General features: G+C 30.4%; 17 protein-coding genes and 1 tRNA gene. 3 read left to right on the top strand and 15 right to left on the bottom strand.

Annotated elements, in window-relative coordinates:
- Positions 1–2: 2 nt before the first annotated feature.
- The 6 genes from PTZ02_RS19355 to PTZ02_RS19330 all read right to left on the bottom strand — a co-directional run bounded on the left by PTZ02_RS19355 (position 3) and on the right by PTZ02_RS19330 (position 5,920).
- Positions 3–224, bottom strand: coding sequence for a glutaredoxin domain-containing protein (locus PTZ02_RS19355; protein ID WP_274229371.1), 222 nt, complete (start codon positions 222–224; stop codon positions 3–5).
- Positions 224–1,165, bottom strand: a complete 942-nt coding sequence (locus PTZ02_RS19350) for an NAD(P)/FAD-dependent oxidoreductase (protein WP_274229370.1) — start codon at positions 1,163–1,165, stop codon at positions 224–226. The genes PTZ02_RS19355 and PTZ02_RS19350 overlap by 1 nt, the downstream gene beginning before the upstream one ends.
- 265 nt (positions 1,166–1,430) lie before the next feature.
- Positions 1,431–3,881: an ATP-dependent Clp protease ATP-binding subunit gene (locus PTZ02_RS19345; RefSeq protein WP_274229369.1), complete on the bottom strand. Its 2,451-nt coding sequence runs from the start codon at positions 3,879–3,881 to the stop codon at positions 1,431–1,433.
- A 12-nt stretch (positions 3,882–3,893) separates the two neighbouring features.
- On the bottom strand, positions 3,894–4,916 hold the full coding sequence (locus PTZ02_RS19340; RefSeq protein ID WP_274229368.1) for a protein arginine kinase: 1,023 nt from the start codon (positions 4,914–4,916) through the stop codon (positions 3,894–3,896).
- A gap of 13 nt (positions 4,917–4,929) precedes the next feature.
- A complete protein-coding gene (locus PTZ02_RS19335) occupies positions 4,930–5,451 on the bottom strand; it encodes a UvrB/UvrC motif-containing protein (RefSeq protein ID WP_274229367.1) in 522 nt (173 codons plus the stop codon).
- Positions 5,452–5,464: 13 nt separating this feature from the next.
- On the bottom strand, positions 5,465–5,920 hold the full coding sequence (locus PTZ02_RS19330) for a CtsR family transcriptional regulator (RefSeq protein ID WP_274229366.1): 456 nt from the start codon (positions 5,918–5,920) through the stop codon (positions 5,465–5,467).
- 138 nt (positions 5,921–6,058) lie between these two features.
- On the opposite strand from PTZ02_RS19330, the gene PTZ02_RS19325 reads away from it, so the two are divergent.
- Positions 6,059–6,709, top strand: a complete 651-nt coding sequence (locus tag PTZ02_RS19325; RefSeq protein ID WP_274229365.1) for an MBL fold metallo-hydrolase — start codon at positions 6,059–6,061, stop codon at positions 6,707–6,709.
- Between the two features lie 77 nt (positions 6,710–6,786).
- Here PTZ02_RS19325 and PTZ02_RS19320 read toward each other — a convergent pair whose 3' ends face one another.
- From PTZ02_RS19320 to PTZ02_RS19285, 8 genes are all read right to left on the bottom strand, one after another.
- Positions 6,787–6,957, bottom strand: coding sequence for a DUF362 domain-containing protein (locus tag PTZ02_RS19320; RefSeq protein ID WP_202766064.1), 171 nt, complete (start codon positions 6,955–6,957; stop codon positions 6,787–6,789).
- Positions 6,958–7,045: 88 nt separating this feature from the next.
- The gene (locus tag PTZ02_RS19315) at positions 7,046–7,249 is read right to left on the bottom strand and encodes a heavy-metal-associated domain-containing protein (RefSeq protein WP_274229364.1); all 204 of its coding nucleotides are present in this window, start codon (positions 7,247–7,249) and stop codon (positions 7,046–7,048) included.
- Between the two features lie 20 nt (positions 7,250–7,269).
- Positions 7,270–8,175, bottom strand: a complete 906-nt coding sequence (locus PTZ02_RS19310; protein WP_274229363.1) for a PSP1 domain-containing protein — start codon at positions 8,173–8,175, stop codon at positions 7,270–7,272.
- 1 nt (position 8,176) lies between these two features.
- Positions 8,177–9,106 (bottom strand): DNA polymerase III subunit delta', encoded by a 930-nt coding sequence (locus tag PTZ02_RS19305; RefSeq protein WP_274229362.1) that lies wholly within the window; start codon positions 9,104–9,106, stop codon positions 8,177–8,179.
- 17 nt (positions 9,107–9,123) lie between these two features.
- On the bottom strand, positions 9,124–9,453 hold the full coding sequence (locus PTZ02_RS19300) for a cyclic-di-AMP receptor (protein ID WP_202766068.1): 330 nt from the start codon (positions 9,451–9,453) through the stop codon (positions 9,124–9,126).
- 120 nt (positions 9,454–9,573) lie between these two features.
- Positions 9,574–10,251, bottom strand: coding sequence for a dTMP kinase (locus PTZ02_RS19295; RefSeq protein ID WP_274229361.1), 678 nt, complete (start codon positions 10,249–10,251; stop codon positions 9,574–9,576).
- A 33-nt stretch (positions 10,252–10,284) separates the two neighbouring features.
- Positions 10,285–11,697 (bottom strand): aminotransferase class I/II-fold pyridoxal phosphate-dependent enzyme, encoded by a 1,413-nt coding sequence (locus PTZ02_RS19290; protein WP_274229360.1) that lies wholly within the window; start codon positions 11,695–11,697, stop codon positions 10,285–10,287.
- 23 nt (positions 11,698–11,720) lie between these two features.
- The gene (locus tag PTZ02_RS19285) at positions 11,721–11,903 is read right to left on the bottom strand and encodes a sigma factor G inhibitor Gin (protein WP_202766071.1); all 183 of its coding nucleotides are present in this window, start codon (positions 11,901–11,903) and stop codon (positions 11,721–11,723) included.
- Positions 11,904–12,119: 216 nt separating this feature from the next.
- On the opposite strand from PTZ02_RS19285, the gene PTZ02_RS19280 reads away from it, so the two are divergent.
- A complete protein-coding gene (locus tag PTZ02_RS19280) occupies positions 12,120–13,286 on the top strand; it encodes a M20 family peptidase (protein WP_274229359.1) in 1,167 nt (388 codons plus the stop codon).
- Positions 13,287–13,630: 344 nt separating this feature from the next.
- Entirely contained in the window at positions 13,631–14,542 is a 912-nt protein-coding gene (locus PTZ02_RS19275; protein WP_274229358.1) for a S66 peptidase family protein, read from the top strand.
- Positions 14,543–14,707: 165 nt separating this feature from the next.
- On the opposite strand, the gene PTZ02_RS19270 is transcribed toward PTZ02_RS19275, so the two are convergent.
- Positions 14,708–14,782 (bottom strand) — tRNA-Cys (locus PTZ02_RS19270).
- Positions 14,783–14,834 lie beyond the last annotated feature (52 nt).

Below are 14,834 nucleotides of genomic sequence, written 5' to 3'. Positions count from 1 at the left end.
TTCTATAAAGCCTGATCAATCTTATCTCTATCAAATCCTACTATTATACTACCATTTATATCTATAACTGGTACACTTCTTTGTCCTGATATTCTGAATACTTCTTCTCTATTTTCTTTAGCATCTGCTACTATAATTTCCTCATACTCAACGCCTTTAATATCAAAATATTTTTTTGCTTTAACGCACCAAGGACACCAATCTGTTGAATATATTTTAACCATTACTTTTCTCTCCTTTGTTCTACTATATACTTTTCAGCATCTAATGCAGCTATAGTTCCATCTGCAACTGCAGTAGTTATTTGTCTAAATTGTTTTTCTCTTACGTCTCCAGCTGCATATACGCCTTTTACATTAGTTCTCATATTTTCATCAGCAAGTATATATCCAGCCTTAGTTAAATTTAAATCATTCTTAAATAAATCTGTTTTAGGCTCTGTTCCTATATAACCAAATACAGCATCCATTGCAATTTCCTTTTGCTCTCCAGTAACTGTATTTTTAATAATTCCTCTATCGATAAAGCTTCCACCCTCAACATTTACTAAATCCCAATTATACATAACTTCAATCTTAGGATGATTTAGTACTTCATGAAGCGTAGCCTTCTCTCCTTTAAAATAATCATATCTTCTTATCATAATTACCTTTTTTGCAAACTTTGTTAAGAACAATGCCTCTTCTAAAGCAGAATTTCCACCTCCAACTACAGCAATTACTTTATCTTCATACATTGCACCGTCGCATACAGCACAATAATGTACTCCCTTGCTAGAGAATTTTTCTTCATTAGGTAGTGGTAATTTTTTAGGAGTAGCGCCAGTTGAAATTATCACAGCTTTAGGTCTATATATATATGAATCTGTTTCTATTATCTTTTCATCATCAGTTAACTTAGCACTTTGTACTGAATCAAATTCATCAATTACCGCACCAAGCTCCTCTGCCTGTTCTTGCATTAAATCCGCAAGTTTTCCACCCTCAACGGTTTTGAAACCTGGATAATTTTCTATAGTATAACTTGTTCTTACCTGTCCACCTAATACAGCATTTTCTAAAAGCATCATATTAAGCTTAGCTCTTGCTGCATATATAGCTGCAGTTAATCCAGCTGGTCCTCCGCCAATTATCATTAATTCTATATCTTTTACCTCTTTGCTCATATATTGCTTCACTCCTCACTTACCCCCCAGGGGTATGTCTAGTTTTATTATAGCACACTTTATTTGAATTTCAAGTATTTTCTAATAAAAATTATTAATTAACAATTGTATCACAATCATTTCGTATACCTATTATTATTCTTCAAAATTATAAATAATACTCCTCACTTTTTATAGGAAACTTATAACGTTATCCTATGCTTAAAATATTATAAATTCCTAAAGAGTAAAAAAATAAAAAGAGTCAAAATGACTCTTTTTATTTCTAAACTGGAGTAAGTGGTGTAAAGACTAATCCCTCTTCCTCACTAGTTACTTTTACCTTATCACCTTTTTTGATGCTTCCTTTAAGTAATTCCTCTGCAAGCTTATCTTCAACCTTTTTAGTAATAATTCTCCTTAATGGTCTTGCTCCATAAGTTAAGTCACTACCTTCTTTTATTAAAGCCCTTTTACTCTCCTCGTCAAATTCTAAGTGAATTTCTTGCTCATCTACTCTCTTTACTATTGAATCTAACATAAGATCAATAATTTGAATTAAATCTTCTTCTTCAAGGCTATGGAATACTATTGTATCATCAATTCTATTTAAGAATTCAGGTCTAAAGCTTCGCTTTAGCTCATCCATAATATTCCCCTTCATTTTTTCATACTCACTCTCGGCTTTATTTTCATCAATTGAAAAACCTAAAGTCTTCTGTTTCTTAAGCATATGAGCTCCAAGATTTGATGTCATTATAATAATGGTGTTTTTAAAGTTTACTGTTTTTCCTTTAGAGTCAGTCAATCTACCATCTTCTAATATTTGAAGAAGAATATTAAATACATCTGGATGTGCTTTTTCTATTTCATCTAGAAGTATAACAGAATATGGTTTTCTTCTTACTGCTTCAGTTAACTGTCCTCCTTCATCATATCCAACATAACCTGGAGGAGATCCTATTAATCTTGAAACTGAGAATTTCTCCATATATTCTGACATATCGATTCTTATTATGCTATTTTCATCCCCAAACATAGCTTCTGCTAATGCCTTTGAAAGTTCAGTTTTTCCTACCCCAGTAGGTCCAAGGAATATAAATGACCCAATAGGTCTATTTGGATCTTTAAGTCCTACTCTAGCTCTTCTCACTGCTCTTGCTACAGACTTAACTGCCTCTTTTTGACCTATCACTCTATTATGAAGAATCTCTTCAAGTTTTAATAATTTATCCGCTTCTTTTTCAGTAAGTTTTTCTACTGGAACTTTTGTCCATTTAGATACAACTGCTGCAATTTTTTCAGCATCAACTATCTGAGTTTGAACTGAAGTTTGTGCACTCCAATTGTTTTTAAGTCCTTCCAATTTTTCTCTTAACTCTTTTTCTTTATCTCTTAATGAAGCTGCTTTTTCAAAATCTTGCACTGTAATAGCATCATCTTTTTCTTTCTTTGTTTTATCAATTAATTCTTCTATTTCTTTTAAATCAGGTGGTGCTGTAAGATTTTCTATTCTAACCTTTGCTGAAGCCTCGTCAATTAAATCTATTGCTTTATCTGGCATATATCTATCTGTGATATATCTATCTGATAAGTTTACTGCTGCATCCAAAGCTTCATCTGTTATTTTTACTCTATGGTGAGCTTCATACTTATCTCTTAACCCTTTAAGTATTTGTAAGGTTTCTTCCTTTGATGGTTCTCCAACATTTATAGGTTGAAATCTTCTTTCTAATGCAGAGTCCTTCTCTATATATTTTCTATATTCATCTATAGTTGTGGCTCCAATACATTGAATCTCACCTCTAGCCAATGCTGGTTTTAGTATATTTGATGCATCTATTGCACCCTCTGCTCCACCTGCTCCAACTATTGTATGCATTTCATCAATGAAGAGTATAACATTGCCGACATTCCTTATCTCTTCCATTACTTTTTTAAGTCTATCTTCAAATTCACCTCTATATTTTGCTCCAGCTATCATTGAACTTATATCTAAGGAAACTACTCTTTTTTCTTTTAATATTTCAGGTATATTCCCTTCAACGATCTTTTGAGCTAATCCTTCTGCTATAGCTGTTTTACCAACCCCTGGATCTCCTATTAAGCATGGATTGTTTTTAATTCTCCTACAAAGAATTTCTAAAACCCTCTGTGTTTCTTCATCTCTTCCTACTACAGGATCTAGGTTTCCTTCCATTGCCATATCAGTTAAATCTCTACCATACTGATCTAAAGTTGGAGTTTCTTCTCTATGCTTTCTTTTTCCTTCTTCAGCATTACTCTGTGGATTATTTGTATTAGCCGAAAGTGCTGCTATTAAATCCTTTTTTACCTTATCAAAATTAACATTTAAGGTATTTAGAATTGTAAAAGCAACCCCCTCTCTTTCATTTACCATTGCAAGTAACATATGTTCTGGGGAAATATAATTTTGACCTAAATTCCTAGCTTCTAATAAGCTTAAGTCTAATAATCTTTTAGTTCTAGGAGTTAATGGTATATCCTCCTTAACAGATTCAAAATCCCCTTCTCCTACATATTGATGAAGTAAATTGATTACTTGGTCTTCTTTTACTCCGTATTCTTGCAATAAATCTTTGCTTATTCCATCTTCAGCTATTATTCCTAGTAGAATATGCTCTGTTCCAATGTATCCATGTTTAAAGTTTTGAGAATGCTTTTGAGCTTTTAATATGACCCTTTGAGCTCTCTCTGTAAATTTACCATACATCATTTTCTCCACCTCCTAAGTTTCTAATAAAATCTTTCTGATTATATTTGCTCTCTCAATGTTTAAATCTCTTTCCTTTAAGCCTATACCCAAGTGATTCTGCAAAGTAGCATTCTGAGAATAAATCAATATCTTATTCAATTTCTTAATAGTTATATCTTCTATTATTCCAAGTTCTACACCTAATCTTAAATTTGATAATAAGGATAACCCCTCTTTCAATGTAAGTATCCTGGAACTCTCTAGCAATGCACGTGCTCTAAATACTTTATCTTCAAGCTCGTATTTATACTGTTTAAGATATATTTCTCTCAATTGCTTTTCTTGAGAAACAACCTGTAAAGTCACAGCTTCTAAATTATTTAAGATATCTTCATCTGTAACTCCTAAGGTTACCTGATTTGATATTTGATAAAGATTTCCTTCTCCTTTGGAGCCTTCACCATATAATCCTCTTATAGTCATTCCTACTTGTGCCAAGCCTTTAAGTAATTTATTCATTTCATTATTTAAAGTCAACGCTGGCAAATGAACCATAACTGAAACTCTCATAGCTGTTCCTAAGTTTGTAGGACATGCTGTCAAATATCCAAGCTTTTCATGAAATGCATACTCAAGCTTATTTTCAAGCAAAGAATCAATTGTATCCGCTTTTTCATATACTTCCCTTATATTATATCCTCCTGATATACATTGTAATCTTATATGGTCTTCTTCATTTATCATCAAACTAATTGTTTCATTGTTATCCACTATGAAAGAAGCCACATTACTATTTTTAACAAGATTAGGACTTATTAAATGCTTCTCAACAAAACTTTTTGCTAAGTTAGGAGTTACTTCCCATAAATTATAAGTATTATACTTATCATCTTCAGAAACAGACTCCATAAAAGCATCCCTTACTTTTTGTCCTATCTGTGCACCTTCTTCTTTAGTTAATTTATTAGGGAATGGGAATTCTTTTAGATTTCTTGCTAGCCTTACTCTGCTAGATATAACAATATTCTCTTTATTACATTCTATCCAACTTTCCATAAATCTTCCCCTCCTATTCTCCTAATTTATCTTGTAGTACTTTGATTTCATCTCTTATTTCTGCTGCTCTTTCATACTCTTCAGCTAAAATTGCTTTTTGTAATTCTTCTTTTAGTTTTAATATCTTATTTTTTTCCAAAATCTCTTTACCGCATTTCTCAGGAATTTTTCCTATGTGCTCAACATCTCCTTGAACTCTCTTTATTATAGGACTTAAAGATTTTGAAAAACTCTCATAACACTCATTACATCCAAGTAACCCAGTTTTCTTAAATTCATTATAGGCCATACCACATTTCTTACAGTATATGTCGCTCTCTGTTTGCGTTTTACTATTTTTATTGTAATAATCTACAAGCCCTCCTAGTATACTTTGAAGTGGAAATCCATCAAATTCTTCAAAGGAAGTACTTACAGGTATATCAGATATGTCAGCTGCACACTTTTCACACAACCTTACTTCACTTTTATTTCCATTAATAATCTTAACCATATGAACTGTAGCTTCATTTTTGTTACACCTCTCACATAACATATTACTTCCTCCTTTATGATAATAATAATGCAACTGTAGCTTTTAAAATGTCAGCTCTTAATTTATTTTTATTCTCCACAGAATTTAAAGTTCTTTCATTGATTACCATCTTTATAATCTCAAATTCCCTTTCATCTATAATGTCTGCATCATATAGGCTTTCAAGCAGTGCTATAGCATTATGGTATGTTATAGAATCTCCAATACTTTCATCTATTAATTCTTTTCTTCTCTTATGATTATCATATTGCACTTTTCTTATTACAATATATCCTCCGCCGCCTCTTCTACTCTCAATCAAATATCCTTTTTCATGACTAAATCTTGTAGTTAGTACATAATTAATTTGAGATGGGGCACAACTAAATCTATCTGCTAATTCATTTCTTTGAATTTGTAGTTGCTTATCTTCGCTTTCTAATATCAAGCTTTTTATAAATCCCTCAATTACGTCTGATAATCTTGCCATTTCAGCACCTCTTTACCTTGACTTTCTTTGACCTTTATTAAATATATATTATCATATAATAATCATTAGTGCAATTGCTTTATAATGCAAATTAATAATATTTTTTACTCTATTTGGGTATACTTATTTTGAGGTGATATGGTGGAAATTATATGGTTTGGTCATTCTTGTTTTCTAATTAAAACATCCACTGGGAGAAAAATTCTTATGGATCCTTTTGATGAAACTTTAGGCTATCCAACTGTTGAGGAAGAGGTTGATATTATAACCATATCTCACAATCATTTTGATCATAATTATATTAATAAATTAAATTCTTCATGTAATATTTGCAGAGAACCTATAAAATATTCCTTCAATTTTTGTAGCATAGAGGGATTTGTTTCTTATCATGATAATTTGAATGGAATGAAAAGAGGGCCAAATATCATATTTGTAGTAGAAATTGATGGATTAAGAATATGCCATTTAGGAGACCTAGGACATATTCCAACTAAGGAAAGTAGAAGGTTATTAGAGCCAATTGATATTCTGATGATTCCTATTGGTGGTAACTATACAATTAATGGGAAGGATGCTAGCTTATTAACTAAATTACTTAATCCTAAATTTGTTATTCCTATGCATTACAGCACCCCTTATGTATCTGCTTCAATTAATGGGGCTGAAGACTTCTTAATATCAATGAGAAATATACATTCTTTAGAAGGTAATAAACTAAATACCTCTTCTTTAGATTTTAATGTTTCCGAACCTAAAGTAATATTCTTTTCTATTTCTGATTTATAAAGTTATCAATAATATTAAAATATATAGATTGATAAAATAAAAAAACATCGCTTAAACAGCGATGTTTTTTGTTTAAATTATTCTTGAACTGGTGCTCCTACTGGGCAAACATTAGCACAGTTTCCACAATCGATACAAGAACCTGCATCTATAACAAATTGTGTATCTCCTTGGCTTATTGCATTTACTGGGCATTCAGCAGCGCATGCTCCGCAGCTTACGCAAGAATCTTCGATTTTATATGCCATAACCAACACCTCCTAATATTTTTGACGAAAAACGTCATGTCTATTTTAGCATGTTTGATTACATTTTAAAAGTCTTTTAGATTATTTTTTATACTACAGTATAACCTAAAGATTCCACTGAATCGATAATTTTATCTATTGCAGTAAAATAATCGTCATATATTATATTAGCTTCGCCCTTCTCTCTACTTATTTCACATGCTACAACCCCTTGGTTAGATGCTATTGCATTTTTTATCTTTCGTACATCTTCAGCAGTCTTCATTCCTGCAATCCTTAATGAAGATTTCATTCTAATCCCCCTTGAAAGTTTTAATTTCCCTTTATTAAATCCTTTATTAATGCTTTATCTGCATCATCTTCTATTACTAATTTAATTTCACCATCATCTACACTATCTTCATAAGTTCCAGATACTAACTCAACATCTTGGATATTATATTCTCTGATAATTTCTTCTTCCCCAAATGGCATTCTAACTTTAACAATTTCCTTAACTGTATTATTTGCTACAACTTCACCTTTACCGTCATCAGTAGCAACGACTGATCCTACTCTAGGTAATCTCTTTCTAATATCTTCATAAGTACTTTGTTCATAATTTAAGCAACACATTAATCTTCCACAAATTCCTGAGATCTTAGTAGGATTTAAAGAAAGATTTTGTTCCTTAGCCATCTTAATTGATACCGAAGCAAAATCTCCTAAGAAACTTGAACAACATAGTTGTCTACCACATGGTCCAAGTCCTCCTAACATTTTAGCTTCGTCTCTAACTCCTATCTGTCTTAATTCAATTCTTGTTTTAAATATTGTAGCTAAATCCTTTACTAATTCTCTAAAATCTACTCTTCCATCAGCAGTAAAATAGAAAATTACTTTGTTATTATCAAATGTATACTCAACATCAATAAGTTTCATATTTAATTGGTGCTCTTCTATCTTTTTTAAACATATTTCAAAGGCATCTTTTTCTTTATCTTTATTTTCTTTATGCTTATCCTTATCTTCTTGGTTTGCTACTCTTAAAACTGTTTTTAATGGTGATATAATCTCTTCTTCAGAGATCTCTTTTTCCCCAATTACACATTCTCCAAATTCTATTCCTCTGGCAGTTTCTACTATTACATAGTCACCTTTTTTTGCTCCAGTATCTATTGGATCAAAATAATATATTTTACCCGCTTTTTTAAAGCGTATCCCTACAACTTTTATCATCTTAAACCTCCATAAGATCTACAATCATAACATTTAATGTTAATGCAAAATTTGTATTACTCTTTAGTCTTTCTCTTGTATCATTTATTATACTTACTATTTTATTTAACTTTATAAAACTCATTTCTTTTGATAATCTATCTATTTCATGAAGCTTATCACTATTTATAATTAACTTCTTATTTTCAACTTCTTTATAAATTGAGATATCCCTAACAAATGAAAGTAAAACTTGTAAAAGCTCTTCCCAATCCTCTTTATAATTTTTAAAACTTTCTTCAAACCTTATTACAGCCTCTTTATTATTAGTCTTTATCTCTTCTAAAAGTTTACATAATAAATCTCTTAAGTTCGCTAACTTTTCATCATTAATAAAACGTTCTGCTCTTCCTGGAATTCCACTACTATATGCAATCGCAGCATTTTTCTTATCTTCATCTAAAGCATTAAATTTCAAATTAATATATTCTTCTACCTCTAATAAACTTAATGGTGAAAGCTTATGAACCTGACATCTTGACTTTATCGTATCCAAAATTTGTTCTCCACTTTCACATAATATTATTATATATACTCCTTTAGGAGGCTCCTCTATAGTTTTAAGTAACGCATTTTGAGCTTGAATTGTAAGCTTATTGCCCTTATGTATTATAACTACTTTCTTTTCTCCTTCGAAGGGCTTTTTATTTACCTCTTGTATTATGTCTCTAACTTCATCAATCCCTATAGATTTTTCCTTAAGCCTGTAATGTACAATGTCTGCATAATCTCGTTCTTCCTTCTTATCTAATATTCTTAAAGCAAAGATTTTTGCGAGAGTACTTTTTCCTATGCCGTCTTCTCCTATAATTAAATGAGCATGAGAGAGTGCATTTTTGTCTATAAGCTTATTAAAAACCTTTCTTATTTCATTATGACCAATAAACTCCATTGCACTCCTCCTACAAATTAAATCTTAATAAATTTATCTACATCAACTACAAACACTGTTGCCCCACCCACTTGAACTTCAACTGGATATGACATAAATACATCTGCTGTTCCAACCATTGGTGTTGGTGAAACCATTAACTGATCTCTAGTTTTACATGTATCTTCAATGATTGCAATTACATCATCAAGTTTTTCTTTTTCTACTCCTATTAACAAGGTAGTATTTCCAGCCTTTAAGAATCCTCCTGTTGTTGCAAGCTTAGTTACCCTAAATCCACCTTCTGTTAGAGCTTCAACTAAATCAACAGAATCATCATCTTGAACTATTGTAATGACTAACTTCATAATATTTCCCTCCTTTTAATCTATACCCCTTATTAATACTTATTTTACCACAAATTAAATACTTAAAATATACTTTTATAATATTCTAACACTCTACTAATACAATTTATCTCTATTTAACTATAGGTACTTCTTTACATAATTATATATATCGTTATGTATGTCTTCTATACTTCTTAATTTATCACCGTCATTACATTTTATTTTGTCCCAATTATACTTATTTGCAATATCTAAACTATTATTATATGAGTTCACTAAATATTCCTTATTACTCTCATGAATATCTTTTTCTTTTCCACCTGTAAATTTATTTGCTCTTTCCTTCATAAGTTCTTGACTTATCTCTGGAGGCATATCTAAAAATATTACACAATCTGGTATTGGTAACCCATATAGATCAAATTCTAATTCATATAACCAATTTAGGTATTTTTCTCGTTCACTTTTATCCATTTTAACAGCTTGATGTACCATATTGGAAGTTGTATATCTGTCTGAAATTATTATTCCACCATTTTTGTAGAAATCTTCCCAATCTGTTTTATATGATGCAAATCTATCAATTGCATAAAAAGTTGAAGCTGCATATGCATTAACATCTTCAGGTTTCTTTCCAAAGTCACCATTTAAATACATCTTTACTGGTGCACATGCAGGACTATCATAATTAGGATATGTTATTTTTCTTACATTATAGTTTTCCTTAACTAATCTATCATAAAGCCTTTGAGTTTGTGTAGCCTTTCCTGATGCATCTGATCCACTTTCGATTATAATTAATTTACCTTGAGCCATAACTTTCCCTCCATTATCTATTCTAACTAATTACTAATTAGCTACTACTTTAACTTTTCCATCCTGAATTCCAATAATATCAATATTATCCTCTAATAATTTAATAAGCTTGTCCTTTTTTTCTTTAGATATCTTCTCTCCCATCATTATAAATGGTATACCTGGTGGATATGGTGTAATGTTCTCAGCTGCTATATGCCCAGTTATATGACTTACATCTAATAAAGCCGTGGCTTTATCTAGTATCTTATATGGTTCAATAATTTCCCCATCTTGTATATCTAAATATGAACTGTATTCTTTATGGCTTTCCTCTTCATTCTTAACTAATCTCAATTCCAAAATTGCTTTTTCTAACCTATCAAAATCTTCTTGAGTATTAAAAGGTGTTGAGATAAGTACTACAGTTCTTCCAAAACTCATTTCGCATTGTATTCCTTTTTCAAGTAAATACTTTTCTAAGTTAATAGATTTATATTTCCCACTTTGAGTAATAACTATTTTAGTTGTATCAAAAATCCACTTAGAACTTAAGTCTTCTTTGCTCAAAACTTTTATATATGGGACTTTTTTAACATTATCTTTAAAATTATTAATTCTGTCAATTAATATATCATACTCTTTATCTGCTTTTTCTTGAAGATAATATCTACTGTAATCTAAAGTCACTAAAAAGATGTATGATGGACTTGTACTTGTGAATATCTTAAGATAAAATTCTATCTTTTCTTTATACTCTTCCTTATTTATATGTAAATAAGCACTTTGGGTTAAGGATGGTAGTGTCTTATGTGCACTCATTACTACCATATCAATTTCATATTTTAATGGATTTTCAGGTAAGTTTTTATTAAACCCAAAATGTGCTCCATGTGCTGCATCTAATAATATCTTGACACCTTTTTCTTTGCACTTTTCTACGATTTTTTTTAAATTAACTCCTATTCCAAAATAATTAGGATATGTTAAAATAATCCCTTTAATATCACTTTCTTCTTCCAGTACTTGTAGGAAATTATTCATATCTATTCCCAATGTCACGTCTAGATTTTCATCTACAGAATTTTTAAGAAATACTGGTTTCAGTTTTCTAAGCAAAATTCCATTGTAAATAGATTTATGACAATTTCTTTCAATTAAAACCTTATCTCCTTCTTGAAATGCCGCGAATATCATTGAAAGGTTACCAGAAGAACTCCCATTAACTAAAAAGTATGATGATTTACTCTCATAACAATTTTTTAATAGCTCTTGTGCATCTTTAATTATTCCTTGTGGATTATGCAAATTATCTAAACCTTCAACCTCTGTAATATCTGAGCTTGGAATAAGTTCTAGCATATTTTTACCAAATGCCCTTCCTAACTTATGACCTGGCATTGAAAAAGGTGCTAAATTTAATTTTCTATATTCGCTTAAACCCTCTAACATTGGTACTTTAGTCATACATTACTTCCCTCATTTAATAGTTAATTTGATTTATCAATTATTTCTGCCAAATGCTTTCTTATCTTTCTTCTATTTAATTCATATTTATCTGAATCAGCAGACATTTCTGATATAGCTTTTTCACAATTTAAACAAATTTCCTTTCCGCATATTATTATACCATGTTCAGAATTTTTTCCACATATAATACATCTATTTCTCATATTTTTCCCTCCATCAATCTCTTTTTAATATTAGTGATTATTGACTTATTCAATATATAGTATTCATTTAATTATTTAATTTCATCAATTTAACTCTGAGTTTTATATAAATATTTTTTTATGTTATTGGATAAAATAACATAAGCATCTCTAGACTTAATATTTATAAAGAGTTTGATGCTAATAATTCTTTGAAAATTCAAAGGAGGGTTAATTTTGAATCAGGAACTTATTTCATATCTATCAACCTGTAGAAAAGAGCTTTTCTCTTTATGCAAATTTCTATATGACAATCCAGAGGAAAGCTATAAAGAAGTAAAGGCATGTTCATATATAACAAATTATTTAAAAGAAAAAGGATTCTATGTTAATAATAATTTTTTAGGTATTAAGACCTCATTTATTGCTGAGGTAGGAAGCGGTCATCCAAAAATTTGCTTTTTATGCGAGTATGATGCAATTGCTGATTCTGGGCATGTTACTGGTCATAATTTATTAACTACAATTTCTATAGCATCATCTATAGCCCTTGCAAAGCTTTCTGATAAGTTTAAAGGTTCTATTGTCTTAATTGGCTGTCCTGGTGAATATTTGGGTGGTACAAAGACAACAATGGTAAGACAAGGTATCTTTGACGATATAGATATAGTAATGCAATGTCATCCTAATACTATAACAGCTGAAAGTGGAACATCTTCAGCAATAATCCCACTAAAAGTTAACTATAAGGGAAATGCAGGGCTAAGCTTTTTAAATAAAGGTGTATACAACTCTTTAGATGCAACGTTGCTTACATTCAATATTCTCAACTCCTTGATGAAGGGGTTTCCAGATAACTTAGAAATTAATTCTATCCTATCAAAAGGAGGACTTACACCGTTACTACTTCCAACAGACTCAGAAGCTAAATTTTATATACGAGCTAAAGAAATGGAATATGCTAAGTTTGCTGAAAGTAAACTTAGAGAGGTATGCTCATTTGTTTCAAATATTCTCAATATAAATTATTCTATTTCATTCTATGAACCTCCTAATGAAGAACTGTTGACGAATATAACATTAAACCGACTATATTCTCATAACTTAAAGGAGGCTGGTATTATTGATATTGCTCCACCTAAAGAAAGTAATGCCGGATTGAGCTTAGGTTGTGTTAGTCAAAAAGTTCCAACAATTCAACCCTATATCGACATAACCAATGGCCAAAACATCAACTATGGTTCTGTAGAGTTTGCAAAAGCAACATTAAGTGATTTTGCTATAGACAATGCAATAAAAGCATCTCAAGCTTTATGTTTTACCGCTTTAGATGTATTGCAAAATCCTCAATTATTAAGTGAAGTTAAGTCTGAATTCTTTTCATTTAATAAAGGCTTATATTAATATATTTAACTCAAAATAATAAAGGTGACTTATGTCACCTTTAAGCACTTCTATATTGAAAAAATAAAGAAACTTCTATTATGGGTAATATGATAGTGTCACTTATTCTTGATACGCAAAATCCACTTATATTTATAGTCCTAAATACCTCTCAAATTACTATTATAATTCATATCGTAATTATTGATAAGATTACCACTGTTTCTTTTTTCTTTTGTTGTCCAATTCCTTTATGCTTATAAACATTGATATTCAATATGTCTATTCAATACTAAATAAATTTATCACATTTTTACTTAGTAAATGTATAAAATGTATTACTATTAATTTTCAGGAGTACAACAATGCTAATACCATATGCCCTAAAAAATGGTGATACTATTGGAATTGTCTCAACAGCTTTTCGTGAAGATAAATCAGTTATCCATAGTAAGATTAATTATTTTGAATCACTTGGTTTTAAAGTTAAAGTTGGTGAGTCTGTTTATAAAGAAGATGGCTATTTTTCTGGAAGTACCATTGCCAGAGCGTTAGATATTATGAATATGTTTAAAGACAAAGATGTAAAAGCTATTATATGCTTTAGAGGTGGATATGGATCAATTAATATATTGCCTTATATCAACTTGAATACAATTAGATTTAATAAAAAGATATTATGTGGATATAGTGACACAACAGTACTAATTAATTATATATCAAAGAAAACTGGGTTAATTACTTTCCATGGTCCCATGATAAATTCTGATTTTAATGATATAGAAACTCTAGAAAGCCTCAAGTTTACACTAATGCAAGGAAATAAGCCTTACAGTATACCTTTAGGAAATTGCTCTTTTATTAATCCTAGCGAAATATCCGGAAAATTATGTGGAGGGAACCTATCAACTATTTGCTCATCTATTGGCAGTCCTTATGAACCAAATTTCAAAGATAAGATACTTATCTTAGAAGATGTTAATGAAAAACCCTATAGTATTGACAGAATGTTAACCCAACTACTTTTATCTGGAAAGTTGCATAAGTGTAAAGGCTTTATTTTCGGTTCATTTTATAAATGCGATTGTGATAATGCATCTAATAACTTCACCATAAAAGAAATAATAAGTCGTATTTTTACTCCATTAAATAAACCTATTATATTAGATTTTCCTATTGGTCACTCTTATCCTAATATTACTCTTCCAATTGGTGCAACAGCTAAGTTTAATCTTTTTAAGAAGACTCTTGATATTATTAATCCTGTGGTTAAGTAACTTATTCACACAAATCCACAAATCACACACAACTTATCCACATTTTTTGTTGATAAGTTTGTATTTTTTGTTAATAACTTTTATTTGTTAATTGAAATTTTACTTAATTTACAATCCTTAAAACTATAAAAGACTAGCAAACTTAAAGTTTACTAGTCTTTTTTTTGGAGGCGCCACCCAGATTTGAACTGGGGGATAAAGGTTTTGCAGACCTCTGCCTTACCACTTGGCTATGGCGCCACACTTATGGTGGCTCGAGCAGGAATCGAACCAGCGACACGAGGATTTTCAG

Source organism: Clostridium sp. 'White wine YQ' (assembly GCF_028728205.1).
In the GTDB taxonomy this organism is placed as follows: domain Bacteria; phylum Bacillota; class Clostridia; order Clostridiales; family Clostridiaceae; genus Clostridium_T.
The sequence above is the reverse complement of the archived record's forward strand: the minus strand, read 5'-3'. Positions and strand labels throughout refer to the sequence as shown.

What these genes read in the sequence shown, in the direction of transcription:
- PTZ02_RS19310 (WP_274229363.1), bottom strand. Translation starts at nt 8,175, where the DNA reads ATGATAAAAGTTGTAGGGATACGCTTTAAAAAAGCGGGTAAAATATAT.
- PTZ02_RS19295 (WP_274229361.1), bottom strand. Translation starts at nt 10,251, where the DNA reads ATGGCTCAAGGTAAATTAATTATAATCGAAAGTGGATCAGATGCATCA.
- PTZ02_RS19345 (WP_274229369.1), bottom strand. Translation starts at nt 3,881, where the DNA reads ATGATGTATGGTAAATTTACAGAGAGAGCTCAAAGGGTCATATTAAAA.
- PTZ02_RS19340 (WP_274229368.1), bottom strand. Translation starts at nt 4,916, where the DNA reads ATGGAAAGTTGGATAGAATGTAATAAAGAGAATATTGTTATATCTAGC.
- PTZ02_RS19320 (WP_202766064.1), bottom strand. Translation starts at nt 6,957, where the DNA reads ATGGCATATAAAATCGAAGATTCTTGCGTAAGCTGCGGAGCATGCGCT.
- PTZ02_RS19355 (WP_274229371.1), bottom strand. Translation starts at nt 224, where the DNA reads ATGGTTAAAATATATTCAACAGATTGGTGTCCTTGGTGCGTTAAAGCA.
- PTZ02_RS19275 (WP_274229358.1), top strand. Translation starts at nt 13,631, where the DNA reads ATGCTAATACCATATGCCCTAAAAAATGGTGATACTATTGGAATTGTC.
- PTZ02_RS19315 (WP_274229364.1), bottom strand. Translation starts at nt 7,249, where the DNA reads ATGAAATCTTCATTAAGGATTGCAGGAATGAAGACTGCTGAAGATGTA.
- PTZ02_RS19350 (WP_274229370.1), bottom strand. Translation starts at nt 1,165, where the DNA reads ATGAGCAAAGAGGTAAAAGATATAGAATTAATGATAATTGGCGGAGGA.
- PTZ02_RS19300 (WP_202766068.1), bottom strand. Translation starts at nt 9,453, where the DNA reads ATGAAGTTAGTCATTACAATAGTTCAAGATGATGATTCTGTTGATTTA.
- PTZ02_RS19305 (WP_274229362.1), bottom strand. Translation starts at nt 9,106, where the DNA reads ATGGAGTTTATTGGTCATAATGAAATAAGAAAGGTTTTTAATAAGCTT.
- PTZ02_RS19335 (WP_274229367.1), bottom strand. Translation starts at nt 5,451, where the DNA reads ATGTTATGTGAGAGGTGTAACAAAAATGAAGCTACAGTTCATATGGTT.
- PTZ02_RS19290 (WP_274229360.1), bottom strand. Translation starts at nt 11,697, where the DNA reads ATGACTAAAGTACCAATGTTAGAGGGTTTAAGCGAATATAGAAAATTA.
- PTZ02_RS19325 (WP_274229365.1), top strand. Translation starts at nt 6,059, where the DNA reads ATGGTGGAAATTATATGGTTTGGTCATTCTTGTTTTCTAATTAAAACA.
- PTZ02_RS19330 (WP_274229366.1), bottom strand. Translation starts at nt 5,920, where the DNA reads ATGGCAAGATTATCAGACGTAATTGAGGGATTTATAAAAAGCTTGATA.
- PTZ02_RS19285 (WP_202766071.1), bottom strand. Translation starts at nt 11,903, where the DNA reads ATGAGAAATAGATGTATTATATGTGGAAAAAATTCTGAACATGGTATA.